Source organism: Streptomyces sp. NBC_00425 (assembly GCF_036030735.1).
Lineage (GTDB): Bacteria > Actinomycetota > Actinomycetes > Streptomycetales > Streptomycetaceae > Streptomyces.
In genome coordinates, this window is record NZ_CP107928.1 from 280,894 (window position 1) to 303,135 (window position 22,242).

Here is a 22,242-nt window from a genome sequence, read left to right on the forward strand (position 1 = left end):
TGACCGTGGTGCGACGGTCTCCGTCCAGGGCGGTGTCCATGAACCCCCATCAGGCGAGTTGGACAGTTTCAACACACATTGCGCTGGTCGGCCCCTAGGCTGCCGAGCGTGTCCGGAAGGGGGTTCTGGACAGTTGGACACCGGGGGTCGGGGGCTGGATGTCGACTGGGCATCGTGACGGCGTGGAGGACGAGTTCTTCCGTGATCTGCGTCTGTTGGGAAATCTCTGCGAGGAGCGTCTGTTCACGCGGCGGTCGGTGCGCTCGCTGGCGTCGACGGCGGGTCTGACGCCGACCACGGTCGGACAGTGGCTCAAAGGCAGTCGTTTCCCCAAGCAGGAGCGCAGTTTCACGAAGCTGATCACGGTGTTGCGCGAGGCCTTCGCCCACGAGGGGATCGATGTCGGCTCGCGCCATCGGCACCTGTTGAATCCGACGCAGTGGGCCAGTCGACACCGATCGGTCGTCGCGCGTCGCGCCCATCCGGGCGGTGGCGAGCACCTGCCTTCTGGGGGCGCGACGGCGGCGGTCACCAACCTGCGCGCATTGGACAGCGGGGTGTTCGTCGGTCGTGAAGACGAGATCGACCTCCTAAACGACCTTCCCTCGACCGGCACCGGCCTGAGTGCCGTGACGGTGCGGGGAATGGGCGGGGTGGGCAAGACGACGCTGGTGTGGCACCACGCGCGGCGCCATCTGGCCGCCGGGCGGGGACCGGTCTGGTGGGTCGACGCGGAAAGCCCCGAGCTCATCCGGGCAGGCCTGGCCGCGCTGGCCGAAGCCCTCGACCTGAAACCGGACAAGTCCCTGACGGACCTGGAGGCGTCCGCCCGGGCGTTGGCATGGCTGCAGGGCCGTACCGGATGGCTGGTCGTCTTCGACAACGCCGAGAGCCCGTCCGACCTGCGCCCCTTCCTCGGCAGCCTGACCACCGGGCAGATCGTGGTCACCACCCGTCGCGACCTGGCCTGGCCGGGAGGCGGCATGACGGTGAGCCTCACCCCTCTCCTTCCGGACCACGCCGTCACCGTGCTGCAAGAACTTACGGGGCTACGGGACGAAGAGGTGACCGAGGCGCTGAGGGAACTGGCCGAGGAACTGGGCGGTCTGCCGCTCGCGCTCCAGCAGGCCGGCGCCTACCTGGCTCAGACCCGCGTCAAGCCCGCCGCCTATCTGTCCTACCTGCGCGGTGATCCCGCCACCATGCTGGCCGAGCCCATCCCCGGCGACGAGGAGCAGCGCACCATCGCCCGCCTGTGGAAACTCACCCTCACCATGCTGCGGGGCGCCAACCCGGACGCTGAGAGACTGCTGGGCGTCCTTGCCTACTGCGCCCCGGCTCGGCTGCCTCGCGACGTGCTGGCCGGTGCCCTGCCTTCGCCCGTACGCGTCGACGGGGCGCTGGGACTGCTGGCCGCCTACAGTCTGATCACCCTCACGGCCGACGACATCACGGTGCACCGACTGCTCCAGTCCGTCCTGCGCACCACCACGCCTCCACCGGTCCATCCGCCAGCCGACCTGGCGAGCGGTGACGTGGCACATCCGTGCGACACCGCCATCGCCTGGCTCGACGGGGCCAGTCCATCGGGCGCCCCCGGTGCCGTGGCGCACTGGACGCGCTGGGAACTGTTGGAGCCTCATGTGGCGGCCGTGGCAGCACACCAAAGCCGCTTCCGCCGCCGGCCTCACCCCAGGCTGGCGGACCTGCTGGGGCGCACGGGCGTCTACCTCAGCTCACGCGGTCGTCTGGACTCCGCTTTGGCACTCCAGGAGCAGGCCCTGCGCTGTGCCGAGACGATCCACGGAGAGCACCATCCGACCACGGCCATGCACCGGGGCAACCTCGCGGTGACGCTCAACGAGGCGGGCCGGTACGCGGAGGCCGAACAACTGCACCGGGCGGTGCTGAGGATCGCCGAGGCTGAACACGGGCCCCGTCACCCGGCCACCGCGGGCCCCCTGGGCAACCTTGCCCATGCCCTGGCCGGCCTTGCTCGGTACGAGGAGGCCATCCGCCTGGCCGAGGACGCCCTAGAGATCACCCGGGCCGCCCGGGGCGAAAATCACCTCGACACGGCCCAGTGCAAGAGCACTCTCGCTGGAACGCTTTACCACGTGGGGCAGTACGCGAAAGCCGCGAAGCATGCCGCGCAGGCCCTGCACGCCACCCGTACCGTCCTGGGCGAAGACCACCCCGAGACTGCCCAGCTCATGGGCAACCTCGCCGCCGTCTTGGGGGCGCTGGCGGACTACGACGACGCCCTGCAACTGGAACAGACGGCGTTGGACGTCACCCGGGCCGCCTTCGGCGAGGACCACCCGGACACCGCCCTGCGCCTGGGAAACCTCGCCCAGACCCTCCTCCACCTCGGACGGTACGGCGAGGCCATGCCTCGGGCCGAGGCGGCCGCGCGCATCATGAGGGGGGCATACGGGGCCTGGCATCCCAGCACCGCCGTTCAGCTGGGCAATCTGGCACGTGTCCACACCGGGCAGGGCGCCTACGACGAAGCCCTGCCGCTCGACGAAGAAGCATTGGCCATCACTCGCGCCACTCTGGGCGAGAACCATCCCGACACCGCCCTGCGTCTGAGCAACTTGGCCCAGAGCCTTCGCAGAACCGGTCGGCCTGAAGAAGCCCTTGAGCGCGAGAAGAAGGCCCTGCTCATCATCAAGGCAACGCTCGGGGTTCGTCATCCCGACTACGCCATCCACGCCAACAACCTGGCCACCATCCTCGACGCACTCGGCCGGCATGAGGAAGCACGGCCCTTGAAGGAGGAGGCGCTGAGGGTGGCCAGTAAGGCCTTCGGGCCGGACCACCCGGTCAACGCCAACTACGCGAGCAACCTGGTTTACACCCTGCACCAACTCGGCAAGCACCAGGAGGCCCTGCCCCTTGCACAGCGAGCCGTGGAGCTCACCGAGGCGGCTCACAAAGACCGACACCCCGACCTCGCGGTGCGGCTGAACAACCTCGCCCAGACTTTCCTCGCCCTGGGACAGCGGACCGAGGGCCTGACCCGCCAGAAGCAGGCGCTGAAAGTGGCCGAGACCGCCCTCGGCTCCCAGCACCCCACCACCGCACACATCCAGCGCAAACTGGCTGAGGCCACCACCTCGGACCTCCCACCGGCGACGCGGCCCTGAACCGGACGGCCAGCCCGTCAGACCCTCCCCCCATCAACTCATAGCCCCGTTTAAACAATTCTGCTCCCCGCACCCGCGCGGATGGTCCCGACCTCTGGTACGGCGTCCACGAGACGCCTGTCTGCGGCGCTGTCACGTTGTGGGGTGGATAGGTGTCTGATGGCACGTCGTGGCGTGGTGGAGCCCGGTTCCGGCTGTGTGCTCAGGGCGCGGTGGGCAGGCTGGCGACGCCGGTGATCTGCTCCCAGATTGCGAAGCGGACGGTCATTTCGGCGCCGTAGTCGTGTGCGGGCATCAGGTGGCGGCGGGGTCGGAAGTGGGGCGAGATACCGCTGAACGCGGAGAGGGACCGCTGGGCCCCGCCCACGGAGCGGAAGCCCTTCATCGCCCGTTCGCGCTGCCTGGTGGGCTGGTGGCTGTTCTCCGCCCGGTTGTTCAGGTACTTCGACTCGCGGTGCTCGACGCAGGGCATGACCTCGCGGCGGGCGGCGCCGTAGGAGCGGAGGTTGTCGGTGACGACCACCCGCGGCACCGTTCGGGTCTTCTCCAGCAGGCGCCGCAAGAAGCGTCTGGCCGCGGCCTTGTCCCGGCGGTTCTGCACCAGGACGTCCCAAACGTTGCCGTCCTGATCGACGGCCCGCCACAGGTACTTCTGGTCTCCATTGATCTTGACGAAGACCTCGTCCAGGTGCCACTTGTCACCCGGCCGGGGCTGCCGGCGGCGCAGCGCGCCTGCGTACTGCTGCCCGAACTTGCCGCACCACCGGCGCACCGTCTCATGAGAGACGGTCACGCCGCGCTCGAGCATGAGCTCCTCGACCTCGCGGAACGACAGCGGGAAGCGGAAGTACAGCCACACGCAGTGGGAGATCACCACGACCGGATACCGGCGCCCCTTGTACGACAGCGACGCACTCCCCACGGACCACCCCTCCCAGCCTGATCGACCCGAAGACCATCCCACCAGCCAGCCAACGTGACAGTGCCTGAGAATCCGTTCTCGCGGTGCTCACGCTGCTTGCGGGCGGGAGTCCATGGAGAAGATCGTCTGTCAGGGGTCGGGTTTGGCTCCGAAACGGCGGGCAGCCCGTGGCGGCACTGGCCTGCGCCTGGGATGGAGGGCGCAAGCCGTCCTGCCGGCCGGCGCGTGGCATCCTGTCCCGGTGCTCCTGAACGATCACGTCAGCAGTGTCGATCTCCGGCCGGTGCGTTATCAGTTCGCCTCTGTCCGGGGCGATTCGTACGACGACAACTGGCTGGTCATCGATGGCACGGTGACGACCCCTGAGGGAAGCTGGTCTTTCGCCGATCCGTGTTTGCTCACCAGTGAGGCCCGCCAGGTGTCTGAGTGGCTGCGCGCGGTGGCCGCGGGGACGGTGCCTGTCACCGAACCTGATGCCGGAGGTGAGTTGTCGCCGGACACGTGGTTCATCGAGCCGGTTGCGGCTTTCAGCCTCGCCGATCGAAGCGCGGGTGGGGCCTCGGTCATTCGCGTTCATCTGTCCTTGGAGGCGGCACCCCCGTGGCAACAGGGGGCCGACGGGACTGACATCTATCAGTACGTCGTGGAAGTCAGGATGGACGCAGCGGCATTGCTTCACGCGGCTGACCAGTGGGATCTCTCTCTGGCCTCCTTCCCATCCCGTTGATCATCGTTCATTTGTGACCACCCGGCTCGCGGTCTTCTGCGGCAGCCACCTGACACTCCCAGTGCAACCGATTCCCACTCGCAGCGGCCGGGGCCGGCTTCTACGATCCCGTGCCGGATCCGCTCGCCGATGAACGCGCCTCGGCCGCGTCGACGCTCGGGCACGTGGGCGGCCGAGCGGTGTCACTTACGACTCGCCGCAAGACGAAGCCGCCAGCAGCGCTTCCCCTATCTCGGAACCGTCCAGGTCGACGACGTCGGTGAGGATGAACGCCCAGTCCTCCCCCAGCACCTTCACCAAGTGCCGCAGGGCCCGCAGGTTCCCGCGCACCTCCTGCACCGCGACCACGTCGAACCGGCGCACCACCGCGGCGATCAGGTGCACATCGGTGAAGTTCCGCTTCGGCGAGGCACCGTCAGGGGTTGTCCAGGCCTTGGTCAGGCCAGAGAAGGCTCGTAGGTTCCAGGTCGCGATCCGCAGGCTCGTCCCATTGTTGGGTGGCACCAGCGCATCGAGAGCCTCCTCCCAGCGCGAGAGCCGCGCAGCAACCGACTGCGGCGGCGCCAAAGGATGACTTGAGGTAGCAGGCAATAGCCCGTTGCGGTGGCAGCCGAGTCGTGAAGAGCGCCTGCGCCGTGCGACGGTGCAGCAGGCAGGCGGTGGAGGCCTCGCCGGTGCCGACGGTGTCGGCGCGTTGGGCCATGTCAGCGGCGGGCAGTAGGGGGTCACACTGCGAGGGTCGGCGGATCAGGCGGGGTCCCTCGCTCTGCGCGGGGAATGGCTCTGTAGGGCTTCAGCAGAGATTGTGGCGACTGGGACGGTGCCCGGCTCGGCCGAACGCTTGCCGAAGCTTCGTGGTGACCCGGTTGCAGGGAGCCGGGAGTGAAGTGGACGTGCTGCTCGCCGCCGATCTGGAAGGCGGCGGGGCCGTTGCACGTGTTGCCGGACACTTCGGCGGGGCCGGCGTCCGCGGGGCCGGGCTATGGGCGGGCCTGGGCCATGAGTTTGCTGAGCTCCGCCACCGCCCGGTCGCGCTCGACCCCGTCCAGGTCCTCCAGCAGGGTCTCGATCCGGCTCTGCCAGACGGCCTCGTGCCGCACCCGGAGCCGCTCCACCTCGTCCTGGCCGGCCATCGACAGTTCGGACGCCCTGCGGTCCAGCCGCTCCAGCTCACGGCTCTCCCGCACCTCGTGCCCACGCCCGAACCACTCGGCGACCCGGCCCCGAAAACCGTTCCACAGGTCAGTCCCCGCTGCCTGGACCACTGCAGTTCCGCCCGCCGCCGCTGCCGCCGATACCAACTCGTCCAGCATGCCGCCTCTTTCAACTCCCGTGACCCTGCGGGCATTACGACCCTAGCGAGCGAAGGGCGCCCGCGGAGGGAACTCGCACCTGGTCGGTGCCCGGCAAGGTCGACGCCCTCGATGGCGTCAGCCGCTGCGGTACGGAGCAGCCCAGTGCCGCGTGGGACTACGTCGCCTCGGTAGTCCCCTGAGCCCGGTCCCCGCCCCGTCTCCCGGCCCTCTTCTCCGCGTTGGGTACGTCCTGCTTGCTTTGTGGGCTCACCCCGACCTAATATCGTCATCATGACGATAACTGCCCAGTGGTCCCCGCTCCCTGCAGGCATTGACTCCAGGGGCTTCGAGTCCCTCCACGGACTCGAAGCGCACAAGTACGTGGCCCGCGGTCCCGCCGTCCACCTCAATACGCTGCCCGCGGCCGTTCCGGGCTGTGGGGCCCACGGCCACGTTGGGATCGACGACGGCCTCAGCACGGAGAAGTGATCATGTTCGAAATGCCGGTAAATCCCTTTGAGCTCTCCGAAGAAGCGCTGAGCCGAATATCTGCCGATGACTCATGGACCCCGATCGAATCGGAGATCCCAAAGGCCAACGCCAAGGTGATTCGCCATTTCCTCACTCCGGCCGAAGTGGAGGCATTCGCGACCGAACTGGCCGCCCAGTGCTTTGCCTCGGTGGGCCGAGACGGCGTTGCCGCCAACTATGCAGAGGGAGATCCGGTCACTCATCTCCGCGCCACGGCCGAATCCAAATCCCTGGCGGCAGAATTCTACCGCAGGCTGCGGACGCTTCTATCGCTTGAAGTGGGATCGGACGATCCGACGGATTCGGACGGAAGGCCCTGGAGGCCGGCGGCCGTCAATCCGCGTATGCGCTTCATCACGTACGAACACGGCGGATTCATGGTCCCGCACTACGATTCTCCCTATTTCGCCCCCGACGGAAGGCGCACTCTCCTGACGGTCGTCGTCTACCTGTCGTATGAGGCCGTGGGCGGAGAAACGCGGTTCATCGCCGATAAGCAGAACGATCTTCCCTTTGCGCAACGTGACTTCTCTGACTGGCCGCGGCTCGCGAAGCCTGAGGAAATATTGAGTGCCCACCGCCCCGAACCGGGCGATGCGCTCCTCTTCTGGCATCGGACGCTTCACGACTCGGCCCCGCTTCTTGAGGGTACGAAAACAATACTCAGAACCGACGTGCTCTACGAGCCCGTAGATGTGCCTTGAGCAGCGGAAAGGCCACCGTCGCGTTGTCCCTCACCCCGGAGACCGGCGTCCGGCACGCCGTGATCGCCCATCTCCGGGCCGGGCGGCATCGGGCCCTGCCCGCGGCCGGGCATCGAATCCACTCGCACCGAACGGCAGGGAGAGCAGCATGACCAACGGGAGGATCCACACCGACTGGGTGGAGACGGTGTCTCAGGACGGCCTGCACCTGATGCAGACGCGCTTGGAGGTGAGAGTTCCTACGTCTGAGGGTCGCAAGTTCATCACCTGCGGTCTGGCCCGGAAGATGCACGTAGTGAAAGACGGTATTGCCTGTCGGGTTTCGTCCTACGCACTCGGCCGCGACCTGGGCAGCCCGGGCAAATACGACTTCGAGATCGTTTCTGCGACGGGAGGCCCTCCGATCCGGAGGTTCTTCAACGGGGACGGCGTGCCGGCCGAGATACGCGAGGTCGCTCTGTTCGACGCGCATGAGGGGCTTGACGATGGCGAGTACATCGTCCGGATCGCGGCGGGAATGACGACCAGCTGGGACACCGGGACGGGACAGAGCATCGAGCTCCCTGTCCCGTGCCACGAGCTCGCATTCGTCGTGGTGGGATCCGCACCGCAGGAGGTGCGCGCGAGTACCGGCGGCCCGTGGGCGGCGCGGCCCTCCCTGGAGATCCCCGTGGTCGATTGGCGCGATCAGCCCACAACGGAGGCGGCATGGGAGACCTACCTGAACGGGAAAAGAATCAGTCTGGATGCCTACGGGATCTTCTCCCCGCAGCATCTGATGAGGAATCAACGGGATACCGCTCTGGAGATTCTCCGGAGCGAGGGCTACGCCATACCGCGAACCCCGGAACCCGCCGAGACGCCCGGGACCTGGCTGGGCCACTGGGGTGGAGCATGGATGCCGGCCGATGTACTCGCGGCCCTTCACACCGTGCCGGACGACACCGCGCAACGTGCGTGGTATCAGGGAGCGAAGGAATCCCTGGACATCGCATGGGATATGCACCTCCTGTGGACCACCGACGTGTTCTGACCGGGCCCGCGCTCCGTCCATGACCACCGTGGCGGGCCGTCGGCAGTCACCCTGCACCGAGGCGCCGAGTACCGGCCGCGGCCCGGTCCGCCTCCGGCCTGACTGCCGGACGCGGCCCGGGCGAGGAAGTACGGCAGCACCAGAAGGTGCGCCCGCGAGGTTGCGCCAGCGCGGCATCCGCCACCACATCGCCCGCAGGGGAATCGAGGGCGCTGTCACGTTGGCTGAGCGGATGGGATGATCTTCTGGTTGATCGTGTTGGAGGGGGCTGTTTCCGTGGGGGCCGTGGCTCCGTCGTACAAGGGGCACCGATACCCGGTCGAGGTCATCTCCCACTGCGTATGGCTGTACCACCGCTTCCCCCTCAGCTTCCGCGAGGTCGAGGAACCGATGCTCGAGCGCGGGATCGTCCTCTCCTACGAGACGGTGCGCCGCTGGTGCGCCAAGTTCGGGCAGCGGTACGCCGATTCGCTGCGCCGCCGCCGGCCCCGGCCTGGTGACAAGTGGCACTTGGACGAGGTCTTCATCAAGATCAACGGGGAACAGAAGTATCTGTGGCAGGCGGTCGACCAGGACGGCAACGTCCAGGACATCTTGGTACAGAACCGCCGGGACACCGCTGCGGCCAGGCGCTCCTTGCGCAGGCTGATGAAGAAGACCCGCACGGTGCCGCGGGTGATCGTCACTGACAAGCTCCGCTCCTACGGCGCCGCCCGCCGCGAGGTCATGCCCTCCGTCGAGCACCGGCAGTCGAAGCACCTGAACAACCGCGCGGAGAACAGCCACCAGCCCACCAGGCAGCGCGAACGGGCGATGAAAGGCTTCCGCGGCACCGGCACAGCCCAGCGGTTCCTGTCCTCGTTCAGCGGCATCTCACCCCCCGGATCTGCGAGCGCCAGGGCGTCCCCATCCTCGCCGACCGCGCCTACATGGGAGCCGGCCCGTGGGTGACGACACCCCTCAGACGGCCGCTGGGCCGCGACTTCACACACCCAGCGAGCCGTCAGCCGCGCGCTGTCCGCGGCGCGGGCACCGGTCGAGCGAGGCGTCGCACGACTGAAGTCCTGGCGGATCTTCCGCAGGGCCCGGTGCAGCCCGAACCGAATGTCGTCAATCTCCGCAGCTGTCCTCACCCTGGAGCGGCAACGCTGAAGAAGCTCAGTGAACCTCTTTCATCCTGTGCTGGCGGGTGAAAAGGGCTGGTCAGTGGGTGTGGTGACGAGGCAGGGCCCCTCGTCGTTGGCGTGGTGATTCCACTCAGCACACCGGCGACCGAAGGGGCCCTGTTGGTTCCGTATCCTGCCACGCTCGACGTCCCGCATGAGCTCGTTGAGCACGTTGCCTGGCTGCTGTACGAGCACCGCCGCGCGCGTAACACCCGCTGGCGGAAGCTCGGCTGCTTCGACCAGGCACTGCTCACGCTTGTCCACCTGCGCAAGAACGAGACGTTCGCCCAGCTCGGCGCCGGGTTCGCGATATCGCAGGCCACCGCCTGGCGCTACGTGGACGAGGCCCTGGAGGTGCTGGCCTCCTGGGCCCCAGGCCTCCATGAAGCCCTCACCGGCCTCGGTGAGGGCGACCACGTCATCGTTGACGGCACGCTGATCCCCACCGTCCGCGTCCGCGCCGATCAGCCGCACTACTCGCAGAAACGCAAGAAGCACGGCATGAACGTGCAGGTCATCGCCCGCACTGACGCCACACCACTGTGGTTCTCCCGCGCGACACCCGGCCGCACACATGACCTGACCTCGGCCCGCGCCCACGGCATCGTCCAGGCCTGCCTGACCCGGCAGATCCTCGTGCCCGCGGACCGCGCCTACCAGGGCGCCGGCGCCACCTTCCGCACCCCGTACTACCACTACAGCGAACAACCCGAGCACTACCAGCAGTTCAACCGCGACCACGCCCGACTCCGAGCCCCCGGCGAACGCGCCTTCGCCCAGCTCAAATCCTGGCGCATCATGCGCAGAGCACGCTCCTCCGTCCACCACCGAGCCCTTGGCCACACGCTCGTACTTCGGCGGCCGGTCGCTGGCCAGTGCCCGCTTGACCGTGTTCTTCGAGATGCCCAGATGCCTCGCGATCGCCCGGATCGGCATCTGCTCAGCCCGGTGCAGCCTGCGAATCTCTGCCCAGTCCTCCACGCAGATCACCCTCTCCCTCCTTACCACAGATCAAGATCAGGTTCAGGCGAAGATCACCAAGTGGGTCACTTTTGATCCGCCGTCAGAGGGTCAGGATTCGAGCGACGCCGAGAGCCCGGAGCCGCTGTGGCCGGGGACCGGCTCGCGCCCCTGCACGTGTCGTTTCACCTGCTCTGGCCGCAGACCTGTCCGCCTAGGAAATGGCAGTCGAGTTGATATGGCGCGCACGATCCCGGGCGGCAGAGCACGGGTTGGCAAGTGTGGCGGCGCCGTGTATCTGAGGTCGTCGGAGAACACCAGAAACGTGACTTCCCAAGGGGCTGCGCCCGTGGCGATGAGCTTGCCGAGGCGGTTGATCTCCGGGATGTGGAGCACATGGGGGCTTCGGCCATTGAGTCCCACAACGGCGATCACGGCCCGTCCCAGGCACTCGGTCGTCGTCGAGTACTGGGGTGCCAGCCGGCGTAGGAGCGGATAGAGCCATGCGGTAAGGCGGTACTTCCAGCAGTAGGCCGCCGTGCACGGGCGTCACCGGCGTCGACCCCAGCGCAGGACCGTCGCCGTATCCGGCGGGGACGGCGACGGGCGATCTTGCCTACGGCACGCTTTGGTACGCGCTCGGCAGCTCCGTGCCCGAACCTGGCGTTCAGCGGCCGCAGCAGGGCGGCCAGCCGAACGAGGACTCAGCGATCATTCGTGGTGTTCTCGCTCGGCAGGAACGTCTGGCGTACCCATAGGCTCAGCAGTGCCATTCCGCCGACCAACAGGGGCACCGGGTCACGGGCCAGAGGAGCCAACGCATATCCCAACGCCGTAACAGTGCAGACTGTCAGGGGAATGAACGCCGCTGCACCCTCCATCCCCCATCGCAACGTCGGCTGAGCGGTGCCCAGGACGCTCGCCCCGCCGGGCAACCAAGGGCCGACGGCCACGACCAGCAGGCCGACGGTGATGCAGGTGTTGACCAGCTGACCGGACATCCCTTCAAGGCTGCGCGGGCCGACCACCCACAGTCGCAGGGTGTCGCCGACCAGCATGAGGGCCAGCCCGACGATCCCAGCCCACAAGGTGACTCTCCGGTCGCTCCGTACGAGACGGCGCAGGGCAAACAGAAAGCTGAGGAACACGACCTCCGCGGTCCACAGGACACCGACCATCCCCGTCCCCAGCCGCCGGCCGTCACTGGCCTCCCGCAGCAGTACCCATCCCGTCATGAGCACGGCCCCCGATGTGGCTATCCCGTCAAGCACGCGCCGCAGCAACACGCGGCGGCCTTTGCCGGCATCGGCCGCAACCACCAGACCGGCCATCCCCAGTCCAACCGCGAGCGTTACTCCGGTGACTACCACCGAACCGAACAGCGATCGCTCGTCCCGTCCCGAACCCGCAGGGTGAGCCGACAGCACGTTGACCGCTCCCCGGTACACACCACCGGCTACCGCCGACCCCCCCAACAGAAGCAAACGCGTCCGCACGCGCCCGCTCGTCCGCCACGCACGAAGCGCCAGGGAGGCCGTCAACCCCCAGCAACCGGCGGACGGCCCGAGAGCCACTATCCTCGCCGTCGCGTTCCCGGCCGCCCACGGTCTGCTGAGGACAAGCGCTGTGCCCACGAGACATGCCACGCCCGCCGCGGCCCATGCTGCCCACACCCCGGGCCGATGGCAGTGGCCCGCCCAGGCCTTGAGCACGTCCGGCGACTTCCCCAGCCTCGACATGTGGTTCGCCTTCCATCGGTCCCCGCCCGAAAGCGATATGTGTAGCCCTCAGATCATTCAGAGACCGTAGAAGACTCTCCACCTGCCCCGAACCGACCAACCGGCTCATTCACTCGAACTGCGTATGGGAGGAAAGGTTCTCGGTTCTGCGCAGCCATCGCCGACAGCCTCGCGACCACCTGCACCCGCTCCGGCCTGCGGTGTGTTCTGCTGCAAGCACCGACGTCCGGCAGCGTGCCCCTGTGCCCCTCATCCACAGGAGCATTGACCGCACCGCCGAACACATCGCCTGCGGCGAAGTCAAACCGGAGCCGCCCGCCAAGCTTCGCCCCTGAGGCGTACAAGCAGCACGACACCGTCGAGCGATACATCAACCCGGCCTTGCCATGGGAACGGACAAGCTCGCCATCGTGGACCAGGCCGCTCCCTACCTCGCCGCCATCCTCATCTGGACTCAGCCGCACCAAGTCGACGATGGCGACCGAGGTTGTAGCCCTGGGCTTGACCAGTTGCTCCGGGTCACGCACCGACAGGCTCTATCGGCTCCAGTGGCATTTCCCTGGTCAACCAGCGAGCGTGAGGTTGTGGAGGCGAGCGATGCCGAGCATGGCGTGATGGACTCCGTCGCCTTTCAGGCGGCAGTCGCGGAGGATCTTCCAGGTCTTCATGTGGGCGCAGGCGTGCTCGACGCGGGCTCGGACCTTGCGGTGCGAGCGGTTGTGTTCCTCTTTCCAGCCCGGGAGTTCGCTCTGGCCGGGTTCGCGGCGGTGGGGGATGACCAGGCCGGTGCCTCGGTAGCCGCCGTCCGCGATCACCGTGGCCTTGCCGACGGCGTCTTTCGCTCCGGACAGCTCCCATGCCTTGCAGTCGTTGCGGTTACCGGGCAGTGGTCGGCCGACCGCGACGACGAGCCGGGTGTCGGCGTCGATGCTGACCTGGTGGTTGGTGGAGTGCCGGTAGTTCTCGACTGCTCGGCGATGGTGTGGTCCCGGGTGCGCACCAGCACGCCTCCGGCGCCCGCAAATGGGGGCGGCGTCGGGGGACGAACTGGCTCTTCAAGGCCCGCAACGTCGTCCTTGGGCGGCGGTGTAGGCGGCGGCCAGGGCGAGCATTCCGGCCGCGTCCAGCAGCGGCGCGGTGGGGCGCGCGTCGGTCAGGTGGGTGCGGGTGGGTGCGGGCCTCGTCGAGCAACCGCAGAGCCTGGTCGGTGCGGCCGGTGCGTCGCAGCGGGGTTGCGGCCGCTCGCGCGGCGGCTACCAGCAACGCGGGCCGGCCCGATCGCCGAGCCGTGGCGACGGCGGTGTCCGCGTGGGTGGCGGCCGCGTCGATCCGTCCCTGCTTCACGGCCAGTTGGGAGGCGAGCACCAGCAACTGGCCCTCACGCCCCGCAGCCGTCGAGCCGGTCATCGCGCTGCCGTGCGCGGCGATCAGCAGCGCGGGCATTCGCTGCTGCGGTTGGTCGTAGCGGCCATGGGTGAACATCCGGCGTGCGGCGGCGACGTCCTCGGCGCGCAGTGCGGGTGTTTCACCGGCCCAGGCCCTACCTCCCGACACGGCCACGGCGGCGCACGCCCCGACTCCCGCGCTCAGCACTGCCCTGCGCTTCACTGGCCGCCTCCGCTCTCTCCTCGCCCGGACCGGTCACTGTGTGCTCAGACGGTAGGGCGGTACCGGGTCGTCCCGACAGGGCGCGGCCGCAGGCCGGTTGTGCGCCCCTGCGACGCGCGGTGTCCTCAGGCGACGCGGGATGAGGGGGTGAGCCGTTTCCACGGGCCGGTGTAGGCGGCGCCGCATCCGGTGCAGTGGGCGAGGTAGAGGGCGGAGGTGGGGGTGTGGGCGGGCGCGGGCACGACCGGGTGGATGACGCCCTCGATCACGGCGGTCAGGGTGGGCCATGCGTGCCGGCAGGCGCAGGCCGGTGGAGCGGGGGCGGGGTGGCTGGTCATGAGGGCTCCGGTGCGGCCGGAGGACGGGCGCGGCGGCTGTCGGGTGCGCGGCCGATCTCGCGGGCGACGGCGTCGATCTCGCGGCCGGTGTAGGCGGTGCGTACGCCGGAGATCGACATTCCGCTGGCCTCGGCGAGGTCATCGAGTCCTTAGGGGCGGCGGCCGTGGAACTCGCGGCCGTAGGCGAGGAGGTGGCGGATCTCGCGGTCGGCGGCCTCGCGCGCGGCGCGGGCGTTGCCGAGAGCGATCAGCAGCGGGTTTTCCTGCAGGTCATCGCGCTGCGCTTCGAGCGCGAAAGCGTAGTCCTCGCCGGTCCCTCGTCCTGCGTGTCGCCGGGCACGGAGGGAGACTGGAAGCATCGTCCGATCTTCGCTGGAGGGATGATGAGCCTTCAAGGAGAAGTCTCCGATGCCGTAAAGCAGGCATATGAGCAGAACAGGGCCGATTATGTGGAGCTAAACGAGCGGCTGCAGGTCCTCCAGGAGACAGCGGCAACGCGTTTGACACAGGCCGGCGAAGACCTGTCGCTCCATTTCTTCCCGTGCCTCCTGTGCGAGTGCCACGGTTACTCACGAGATCCGGCGATCCCCTCGACTGGTTGCATCTGCAACGATCCAGCCCATGCCCACCGCCAGATATGACGGAGTGCCACGAGGCGGAAGCAGGCGCACAACAAGTCCCACAAGCAAGTCCGGGCCCGCGTCGAGCACGTCTTCGCCCGCATGAAGACCTGGAAGATCCTCCGCGACTGCCGTCTCAAAGGCGATGGCGTCCACCACCCGCCCCACTGGCCCGGAGTGATCAGGAGAGCCGTCGGGCAGCAGCCGCCTTCCCCGGCAACGTGGATCTTGCAGGTCAGCCCGCCCCGAGACCGTCCGAGCCCTTTATCGGGGCGGTGGAGCCGGGGCGTCGTCCTTTTTTCGGAACCCGCGGTGTGGCCTTGCGGGCTCCGGCCGCGTGCTGGTGGGCGCTGCAGGAGGTCGAGTCGACACCGACCATGCCCCAGTCGATCCGGCCGGCCAGGTCGGCGTAGGCCTGGACCGCCTGCAGGATCCGGTCCCAGGTGCCGTCCGCTGACCAGCGGCGATGCCGTTCATAGACGGTTTTCCAGGTGCCGTAGCGTCCCGGCAGGTCACGCCACGGGATGCCCGTGCGGATCCGGAACAGGATCCCATTGAGCACGGTGCGGTGATCGTTCCACCGGCCTCCCCCGCCTGCCGGAAAGCGGCAGATGCGGCTCCACAAGCGACCACTCGCGATTCGTCCTGGCGGGCGTCACCCCGGGACGACCCGCGCGCCGTGTACGGCCTGGGCCAGCCCAGGGCGGGCAAGCTGCTGGCCGCCAGGATGGTCCGGCGCGAGATGAGGACCGCCACGGCACGCGTGGTCGGGCTGCGTGCCATCGGGTTTGTCCTCCCGGCGGGTCGTCACCTCACGTAGTGCGCCGGTGGGCCGCGGATGCGGGCATGGGCAGATCCGCCGAGGCGATGCCCGCGTCAGGGTGCGTCGGACGACGGTAACCGCCTTGTCGGACCCCCAATCCGACCATGGCGAAGGGATTGACGCATACCGCCTCCCACCCTTAGCGTCTGCCCGACCTCACGAACGCCGTTCGATTTCTCGAACAATTTACCCACAGGAAACCCACAGAGCTCCCGCTCCGCCACCCCCCACGACACTGGCCCGCAGCGACGCTGCCTTCTGCCTCACCAGTTGACCCGCCCGGGCGCCGGCCTCCATAGGTGGTGCCGGCACCCCTCAGCCTCTCCCTGCCCCCGATTCGGTCGTCGCGACGGCTCGGGATTGGGAACAACGTTCGAGATCCCGACTCCGATATGTGCCCAATGAAGGACACCTCGATGCGTCATCCCCTCAGACCCAGGCGCCGCGCACTGGCCGCGCTCTGCACCTCCGTGCTGTCCATCAGCCTCCTGACCTCCGGCCCGGGCGCGCCCGCTGCCCAGGCGGCCGACGACCCCAACGCGGTGGCGCTCGACAGGGACGCGATCCTCGCCGCCAGCGGGCTCGACGAGCGGCAGTGGTACAAGGACAACATCCCGTTCGTCGACACCCCCGACAACGACATCGACGACGTCTACTACTACCGGTGGAGCTCCTACAAGCGGGCGCTGCGCTACACCGTGCCGGGCACGGGGTTCGTGTCGACCGAGTACGACGTGCCGATCGGCTACGCCGGCAACCCGTACACCGCCCTCCCGGACGCGGCGGGCTACCACGTGCTGGACGGACGCTGGCTGCACAATCGCGACTACGCGGGTGACTACCTGGACTTCTGGTTGCGCGGGGCAGGCAACCCGGGCGCGCGGAGCTTCAGCGAGTGGATCACGAGCGCCGCCTACCAGCGCTATCTCGCGACCGGTGACGCAGCGCAGATCAAGTCGGCTCTCCCCCACCTCATCGCCCTGTACAAGCGGTGGGACGCCGACTTCAACGCCGACATCACGGTGAACGGCGCCCAGTCGACCAGCGACCTCTACCATCAGAGCCCGTTGTCCGACGCCACCGAGTACACCGAGACGTCGATGCACAGCAGCAATTGGTTCAGCGGCGGCCGTGGCTACCGGCCCACGATCAACGCGTACATGTACGCCGCCGCCCAGGCGATCAGCAAGATCGCCACGATGACCGGGGACACGGCGACCGCGAACGACTACGACGCGAAGGCCGCGCAGCTCAAGGACGCCGTGCAGAACTCGCTCTGGGACCCGCAGCGCCAGTTCTTCATGCAGGTCTACAACACGGACGCCACCAACGGCACCCTGAAACAGACCAAAACGACCTGGCGGGAGCTGATGGGCTACGCCCCCTGGGCGTTCGAGCTGCCGGACGCGCAGTATTCGTCGGCCTGGAAGTTCCTGAACGACGCCAAGAGGTTCAAGGCGCCGTTCGGGCCCACGACCCTGGAGCGGGTGCACGACTTCGAAGCCGAGCAGGCCACCCGTAACCACGCCAACCTGTTCAACTCGTCGACGGCTTCGAACGGCCAGTACATCGGGCAGATCGACTTCGCCGACAGCTATGTCACGTTCACCGTGGACGCGCCCGCCGCCGGGACGTTCCCGGTGACCGTGTACTACGCCAACGGCACCAGTGGCACGTCCACGCACCAGCTCGTCGTCAACGACGACACCGCCAACCCGATCACCGTCAGCTACTCCCCCACCGGCACCTGGCAGAAGTTCTCGGAGTCGCAGGCCGTCACCGTGCAGGTCCCGATGAAGGCCGGCGCCAACACGCTGAAGTTCGCCAAGGGCACGAGCTTCGCCGAGCTCGACCGGATCACGGCGAACCCGTACTTCAACTACCAGGCGATCCCCGCCACGCAGAAGCACGACGACGCCAACTGCTGCCACTGGAACGGCCCGAGCTGGCCCTTCCAGACGAGCCAGGTCCTCACCGGCATGGCGAACCTGCTCCAGGACTATCCGGCACAGAGCTACGTCACCAAGCAGGACTACGCGACCATGCTCGCCCAGTTCGCCGACCTCCAGCACAAGGACGGCAAGCCCTACATCGCCGAGGCCGCCAACGGTGACACCGGCGACTGGATCTACGACGGAACCAACTTCAGCGAGAACTACAACCACTCCAGCTTCAACGACCTCGTCCTCACCGGCCTGCTGGGCATCAAGCCGCAGGCGGACAACACGATGGTCCTGAAGCCGCTGATCCCGGCGGGCTGGGACTACTACGCGGTGGAGAGCCTGCCCTACCACGGGCACACCTACTCGATCCGCTGGGACAAGGACGGCACCCACTACGGCAAGGGCAGCGGCCTGCAGGTCTTCCAGGACGGCGTGCGCATCCTCCAGACCGCGACCCTCGGCACCACCACCACCGTGAACGTGGCCGCCCCGGTCACCCCGGTGCAGCCCCCGCAGATGATGAACGTGGCGGCCAACCCGCTGACCGCCGAGCAGGACTGGCTGGGCCGCGCCATCACGCAGCCCTTCCCGAAGGCCTTCGCCTCCTACACCAACACCGTCTCCAACGGTCCGCACTGCCACAGCGGGCAGACCTGCAAGCCCACCACCTTCGACGCCCCGCTGCGGGCCACCGACGGCTGGATCCGTTACGACAAGACCCCCGACGACCGGTGGACCAACTCTGGCTCGCCGAACGCCACCGATCACCTCGGCGTCGACTTCGGCGCGCCACGCAAGATCAACGAGGTGAAGTTCTACACCTACGACGACGGCGCGAACATCCGCGTCCCGGCGAGCTACACCGTCCAGTACCTCGACAACGGCTCGTGGGTGAACGTCCCGAACCAGACGAAGAGCCCGGCCGCGCCGGTCGCCAACAACGCCAACGAGGTGACGTTCCCAACGATCACGACGTCCCAGTTCCGGGTCCTCTTCACTCCGCAGGCCGGCAAGTTCGTCGGCGTCACCGAGCTGGAGTCCTGGTACCCGGAGACCCCGGCCGTGAAGATCGTCAACAAGAACAGCAACCTGGAGCTCGGCGTCTCCGGCTCCTCGATCAACGCCGGTGGCGCGGCCCAGCAGCAGACGGCTGACAGCACCGCCAACCACCAGTGGAAGATCGTCCCCGCCGAGGACGGCTACTACAAGATCTTCAACATCAACAGCGGCCAGGTCCTCGGCGTCCAGGGCGCTTCCAAGACGGCCGGCGCCATCGCATTGCAGTGGGGCGACACCCTCACCGCCGACCACCTGTGGTCGGTGGTGGACGCGGGCGGCGGCTACTGCAAGATCGTCAACAAGAACAGCGGCATGGCCCTGGGCGTCCAGAACATGTCCACCGCATCCGGGGCCACGGTCCTGCAGTGGAACGACAACGGCACCGCCGACCACCTGTGGCGCCTCGCCGCGGCCGACGGATCCACACCGTTCAACTCCTGACCGACCGTCCCACCCCGGGGCCGCGGCGGCGTCATCCGACGCTGCCGCGGCCCCGGGGCACATTCCGGGGCATCGGCCCAGGTACCGGGGATGTCCGCCGGGAACCCGCCGACATCCCCGTGCCCCGGGCTCACCGCGACGCGTCCTCGCCACCTTCCGCCTGACCCCGCCGGCTGATTACCGGCCGGAACGCGTGGGCCCGGGCGGGGGTGCGGCATGACCCGCCAGGCACCCCGCCGGCGCCAACTCCGTCCGTCGGGCCGGAACCGGCCCGACGCCACCACGAGCGCTGTTCGTCGAGCACGACCTGAAGGCTGACGAAGACCGCATCGGCCCGCACGACCGGCTCAGCCGGGACGAGGTCCTCGCCCTGCTGCCCACCCTGCCGGCCTGGCCGCAGAGAACGTACAGCCGCGGAGTTGCTCCCGGGACCCGGCGTCTTGCCGGGGCGGCCAAGATCCTCGACTGGCTGTTGCCCCACCCCGGGGAGGGCTGGCAGGCACGCTGGCTGGCCGCCGACGCCGACCGCGGCAAGGAGTGGGTCGGCGCCCTGACCGAGGGCGACCCACGCTGCGAAGAGTCACGGCGCAGCGAAATCCTCCTGGGCATGTCTTCGCCGGTGAGTTCTTCCAGGTCACGTCCGGTGTGCAGGAACGTCCAGCGGATGTTCCCCGCCGGCCGACTCGACCGCATGCGCGAGTACGGGGCCGAACTCGGCATGACACCTCGACACATCGACGAGGGCCTGCGGGTGGTGCCCGCCATCCCGCGCGACTCCCTGCACATCCTGGACACCCTGCTGAACCTGGACGCCGGGGTGAAGCCGGAGATGGTCGCCACCGACAACGCCTCCTACTCCGACATCGTGTTCGGCCTGTTCTCCCTGCTCGGCTACAATTTCCCCCCGCGCTTCCGTGACCTGGCCGACCAGCGGTTCTGGCGCGCGGAGATGCCCGGCGTCGCGACTGGCGGCTACGGGCCGCTGGAAGCCCTCGCGCGTAACCGGGTGAACCTGACCAAGGTGACCACGCACTGGCCGGACATGCTGCGGGTGGCAGGCTCCCTGGTGACCGGGCAGGTGATGGCGTACGACCTGCTGCGGATGTTCGGCCGCGAGGGGTGCCCCACTCCGCTGGGGCAGGCGTTCGCCGAGTACGGGCGGATCGCCAAGACGCTGCACCTGCTGCGCATGGTCGACCCGGTCGACGACACCTACCGCCGGCAGATGAACCGGCAGCTCACCGTCCAGGAGTCCCGTCACAAGCTGGCCCGGGACATCCGCCACGGCAAGCGCGGGCATGTCATGCAGGTGTACCGCGAGGGCCAGGAAGACCAGCTCGGCGCGCTCGGTCTGGTCCTCAACGCCGCCGTGTGGACGACCCGCTACCTGGACGCCGCCGTCACCGCCCTGCGGGCGCTGCCCGCCGACCAGCGCGAACACGACGTCCTGGACGAAGACGTGAGCCGGCTCTCCCCACTCAAGCACGCCAACCTCAACTGCCTGGGCCGCTACAGCTTCCGGGCCTCCACCCCCGTGGGAGGCGATCTACGACCCTTGCGTGATCCATACAGCGACGGTGCCTCGGAAGACAGCGAGATGACGGTATCCCCATCGTCGATCAGTTGATCGAGTACGTATCGTTCCAGGTGGAGGCGGCTCCAGCACTCCAGACGTCAGATGGTAGGTCGCTCTACCGCCTCGCCCAGAATCACCATGGCGACCTCGTGCCCGGCCTGGAATGGTCGTTCGGCGTCGAACCCGGGACAGGCGCGGTCCACTACGTCCTTCCGCAAGGCGAGGCATGGTTCGCCAACTCCTCCATCGACCTGTGGCTGCGGACCCTTCACCACTACGGCCTGCACGTCAGCGAGTCCGAGATCCTCAGCGATCCGGATGACCGCGAGGACGAAGCCCTGGTCGAGCCCAGCATGCTCGCTGACGAACTCAAGAAGATCGATCCACCTGCCTTCGACGGCTACAACGCGTCCATCTGGGCCGAGTTCCTCGACCGCTGGCTCTGGTAGTCGCCCGCGGCCGCCACGATCCCCAAGCGATCACTCACCGTGTCCGACACGTCGAGCGGCTCGCGAATACGCGACACCGCAACATGCGAGCCCACCAGTCCCGAGGCCGAGGACGGCGAGGGGTGCTCTCGGCTTCGGACGTCCTCCAGGACCTGCTGAAGGCTGGGCAGGCGTCTGCACCACCTGCCACCAGCCCCTGCCCAGCAGAACCACGCCAAGATCAAGACAGACAACGGCGTCCTAACTAGGCACCCTTGCGGAACAGCCGGTTGAGGACGGGGCCCAACCGGGGCTCCCACGGGGTGCCGGGCGGCACGGCGGCACCCACCTCCCCGGCGAGCGTGCGCAGGTGGACGTCGACGGCGGCCTCCACCAGGCCGGCGTGGACCGCTGCCGCCCTCCGGCCGCGCCGCCAGGCCACCAGCCCGGTGACGACGGCCGTCACTGCGGCCGGCCACCACAGGCAGCCGAGCACGGCGTAGCAGCTGGCCCACACGGATCCGGCCACGGCGGCGTCGAAGCGGGCCCGCGAGGCACGCAGCTCCGCCCTGGTCTCCTCCGGCAGCACCAGCCACAGGGGCTGCCAGCAAGTGGCAAGGTCGATGCCGTACTGGCCGCGCAGCCGGCTGTCCGTCGCGGCGAACCGGTCGCCGGTGTACGTGGGCCGGGTGGGCATGGCCGGGACCATCCGGTCACGACGGGCGGCTAGTTCGTCGATCTGCTGGTGGTCGGAGTCGCGGCGGGCGTGAGCCGGGACGGCACCGCGGGCTCGGTCGATCTCGTCCTGGATGTCTTGCCATCGCCGCACGCGCCGCTCGGTCGACCAGGCGGCCAACCGGTCGGCCCACCGCGGCCACTCCCCCGCCCAGACGCTGACGGCCACTTCCTCGGCGCACGTCTGGACGAGCGTCCCCACCGCCACGGAGGCGAGGACGGCGACCGCCACCGCCGCGACCTGCCCCACGACCGGCCAATGCCCGGCGGTAGCCGCCCACTGCCCGGCCCGCTCGCGCAGGAGCCCGCCGTCGAGGGCGTGCCCGTGGCCGAGCACGGCGGCGGCAGCGACCGCCCCCGTGAACAGCAGCCCGGGCACCGCCAGGGCGGACACCCACTTCTCGGCCAGCTTTTCGCCGAGGCCGTCGAGGACGGGAGCCAC

At 68.4% G+C, this 22,242-nt stretch carries 15 protein-coding genes and 8 pseudogenes; 13 read left to right on the top strand and 10 right to left on the bottom strand.

Annotated features, from left to right (window positions below; all coding sequences use genetic code 11):
* The first annotated feature begins 182 nt into the window (after nt 1-182).
* A complete protein-coding gene (locus OHS82_RS01195) occupies nt 183-3,152 on the top strand; it encodes a tetratricopeptide repeat protein (protein ID WP_328433031.1) in 2,970 nt (989 codons plus the stop codon).
* A 202-nt stretch (nt 3,153-3,354) separates the two neighbouring features.
* On the opposite strand, the gene OHS82_RS01200 is transcribed toward OHS82_RS01195, so the two are convergent.
* Nucleotides 3,355-4,074: an IS6 family transposase gene (locus tag OHS82_RS01200; protein WP_328433032.1), complete on the bottom strand. Its 720-nt coding sequence runs from the start codon at nt 4,072-4,074 to the stop codon at nt 3,355-3,357.
* Between the two features lie 241 nt (nt 4,075-4,315).
* On the opposite strand from OHS82_RS01200, the gene OHS82_RS01205 reads away from it, so the two are divergent.
* Nucleotides 4,316-4,801, top strand: coding sequence for a WapI family immunity protein (locus tag OHS82_RS01205; RefSeq protein WP_057575190.1), 486 nt, complete (start codon nt 4,316-4,318; stop codon nt 4,799-4,801).
* A 186-nt stretch (nt 4,802-4,987) separates the two neighbouring features.
* Here the strand turns inward: OHS82_RS01205 and OHS82_RS01210 are convergent, their stop codons facing one another.
* Together OHS82_RS01210 and OHS82_RS01215 are read right to left on the bottom strand one after the other, a co-directional pair.
* A complete protein-coding gene (locus OHS82_RS01210) occupies nt 4,988-5,368 on the bottom strand; it encodes a hypothetical protein (RefSeq protein ID WP_328433034.1) in 381 nt (126 codons plus the stop codon).
* A gap of 413 nt (nt 5,369-5,781) precedes the next feature.
* Nucleotides 5,782-6,114, bottom strand: a complete 333-nt coding sequence (locus tag OHS82_RS01215) for a hypothetical protein (protein WP_057575186.1) — start codon at nt 6,112-6,114, stop codon at nt 5,782-5,784.
* A gap of 473 nt (nt 6,115-6,587) precedes the next feature.
* On the opposite strand from OHS82_RS01215, the gene OHS82_RS01220 reads away from it, so the two are divergent.
* The 5 genes and pseudogenes from OHS82_RS01220 to OHS82_RS01240 all read left to right on the top strand — a co-directional run.
* The gene (locus tag OHS82_RS01220; protein WP_328436008.1) at nt 6,588-7,331 is read left to right on the top strand and encodes a 2OG-Fe(II) oxygenase; all 744 of its coding nucleotides are present in this window, start codon (nt 6,588-6,590) and stop codon (nt 7,329-7,331) included.
* Nucleotides 7,332-7,479: 148 nt separating this feature from the next.
* On the top strand, nt 7,480-8,364 hold the full coding sequence (locus tag OHS82_RS01225; protein ID WP_328433035.1) for a hypothetical protein: 885 nt from the start codon (nt 7,480-7,482) through the stop codon (nt 8,362-8,364).
* A 276-nt stretch (nt 8,365-8,640) separates the two neighbouring features.
* Complete coding sequence (locus OHS82_RS01230; protein ID WP_443061763.1) at nt 8,641-9,315, top strand: IS6 family transposase; 675 nt, start codon at nt 8,641-8,643, stop codon at nt 9,313-9,315.
* Nucleotides 9,204-9,516: pseudogene (locus OHS82_RS01235) on the top strand (transposase family protein); the annotation flags it as partial. The gene OHS82_RS01230 and the pseudogene OHS82_RS01235, both read left to right, overlap by 112 nt.
* A 92-nt stretch (nt 9,517-9,608) precedes the next feature.
* Nucleotides 9,609-10,385, top strand: a pseudogene (locus tag OHS82_RS01240) (transposase family protein); the annotation flags it as partial.
* Here OHS82_RS01240 and OHS82_RS01245 read toward each other — a convergent pair.
* Both OHS82_RS01245 and OHS82_RS01250 read right to left on the bottom strand, forming a co-directional pair.
* A pseudogene (locus tag OHS82_RS01245) lies at nt 10,350-10,520 on the bottom strand (helix-turn-helix domain-containing protein); the annotation flags it as partial. The pseudogenes OHS82_RS01240 and OHS82_RS01245 overlap by 36 nt on opposite strands.
* Nucleotides 10,521-11,194: 674 nt before the next feature.
* Nucleotides 11,195-11,917, bottom strand: a complete 723-nt coding sequence (locus OHS82_RS01250; RefSeq protein WP_242432987.1) for a hypothetical protein — start codon at nt 11,915-11,917, stop codon at nt 11,195-11,197.
* A gap of 595 nt (nt 11,918-12,512) precedes the next feature.
* On the opposite strand from OHS82_RS01250, the pseudogene OHS82_RS01255 reads away from it, so the two are divergent.
* A pseudogene (locus OHS82_RS01255) lies at nt 12,513-12,735 on the top strand (IS5/IS1182 family transposase); the annotation flags it as partial.
* Nucleotides 12,736-12,792: 57 nt separating this feature from the next.
* Here the strand turns inward: OHS82_RS01255 and OHS82_RS01260 are convergent.
* From OHS82_RS01260 to OHS82_RS01270, 3 genes and pseudogenes are all read right to left on the bottom strand, one after another.
* Nucleotides 12,793-13,238 (bottom strand): annotated as a pseudogene (locus OHS82_RS01260) (transposase); the annotation flags it as partial.
* A 724-nt stretch (nt 13,239-13,962) separates the two neighbouring features.
* Complete coding sequence (locus OHS82_RS01265) at nt 13,963-14,175, bottom strand: hypothetical protein (RefSeq protein ID WP_328433036.1); 213 nt, start codon at nt 14,173-14,175, stop codon at nt 13,963-13,965.
* Nucleotides 14,172-14,294, bottom strand: a complete 123-nt coding sequence (locus OHS82_RS01270) for a hypothetical protein (protein ID WP_328433037.1) — start codon at nt 14,292-14,294, stop codon at nt 14,172-14,174. Before OHS82_RS01270 ends, OHS82_RS01265 begins: the two co-directional genes overlap by 4 nt.
* A gap of 45 nt (nt 14,295-14,339) precedes the next feature.
* Here OHS82_RS01270 and OHS82_RS01275 point away from each other — a divergent pair, with 45 nt between their 5' ends.
* Nucleotides 14,340-14,816: a hypothetical protein gene (locus OHS82_RS01275; protein WP_199863689.1), complete on the top strand. Its 477-nt coding sequence runs from the start codon at nt 14,340-14,342 to the stop codon at nt 14,814-14,816.
* Between the two features lie 18 nt (nt 14,817-14,834).
* A pseudogene (locus tag OHS82_RS01280) lies at nt 14,835-14,954 on the top strand (IS5/IS1182 family transposase); the annotation flags it as partial.
* Between the two features lie 2 nt (nt 14,955-14,956).
* On the opposite strand, the pseudogene OHS82_RS01285 reads toward OHS82_RS01280, so the two are convergent.
* A pseudogene (locus OHS82_RS01285) lies at nt 14,957-15,454 on the bottom strand (IS5 family transposase); the annotation flags it as partial.
* A 580-nt stretch (nt 15,455-16,034) separates the two neighbouring features.
* On the opposite strand from OHS82_RS01285, the gene OHS82_RS01290 reads away from it, so the two are divergent.
* The 3 genes and pseudogenes from OHS82_RS01290 (at nt 16,035) to OHS82_RS01300 (ending at nt 21,086) form a co-directional block, all read left to right on the top strand.
* A complete protein-coding gene (locus tag OHS82_RS01290) occupies nt 16,035-19,061 on the top strand; it encodes an MGH1-like glycoside hydrolase domain-containing protein (RefSeq protein WP_328433038.1) in 3,027 nt (1,008 codons plus the stop codon).
* A 751-nt stretch (nt 19,062-19,812) separates the two neighbouring features.
* Nucleotides 19,813-20,688 (top strand): annotated as a pseudogene (locus OHS82_RS01295) (Tn3 family transposase); the annotation flags it as partial.
* A complete protein-coding gene (locus OHS82_RS01300) occupies nt 20,685-21,086 on the top strand; it encodes an SUKH-4 family immunity protein (RefSeq protein WP_328433039.1) in 402 nt (133 codons plus the stop codon). The pseudogene OHS82_RS01295 and the gene OHS82_RS01300, both read left to right, overlap by 4 nt.
* A 244-nt stretch (nt 21,087-21,330) precedes the next feature.
* On the opposite strand, the gene OHS82_RS01305 is transcribed toward OHS82_RS01300, so the two are convergent.
* Entirely contained in the window at nt 21,331-22,242 is a 912-nt protein-coding gene (locus OHS82_RS01305; RefSeq protein ID WP_328433040.1) for a hypothetical protein, read from the bottom strand.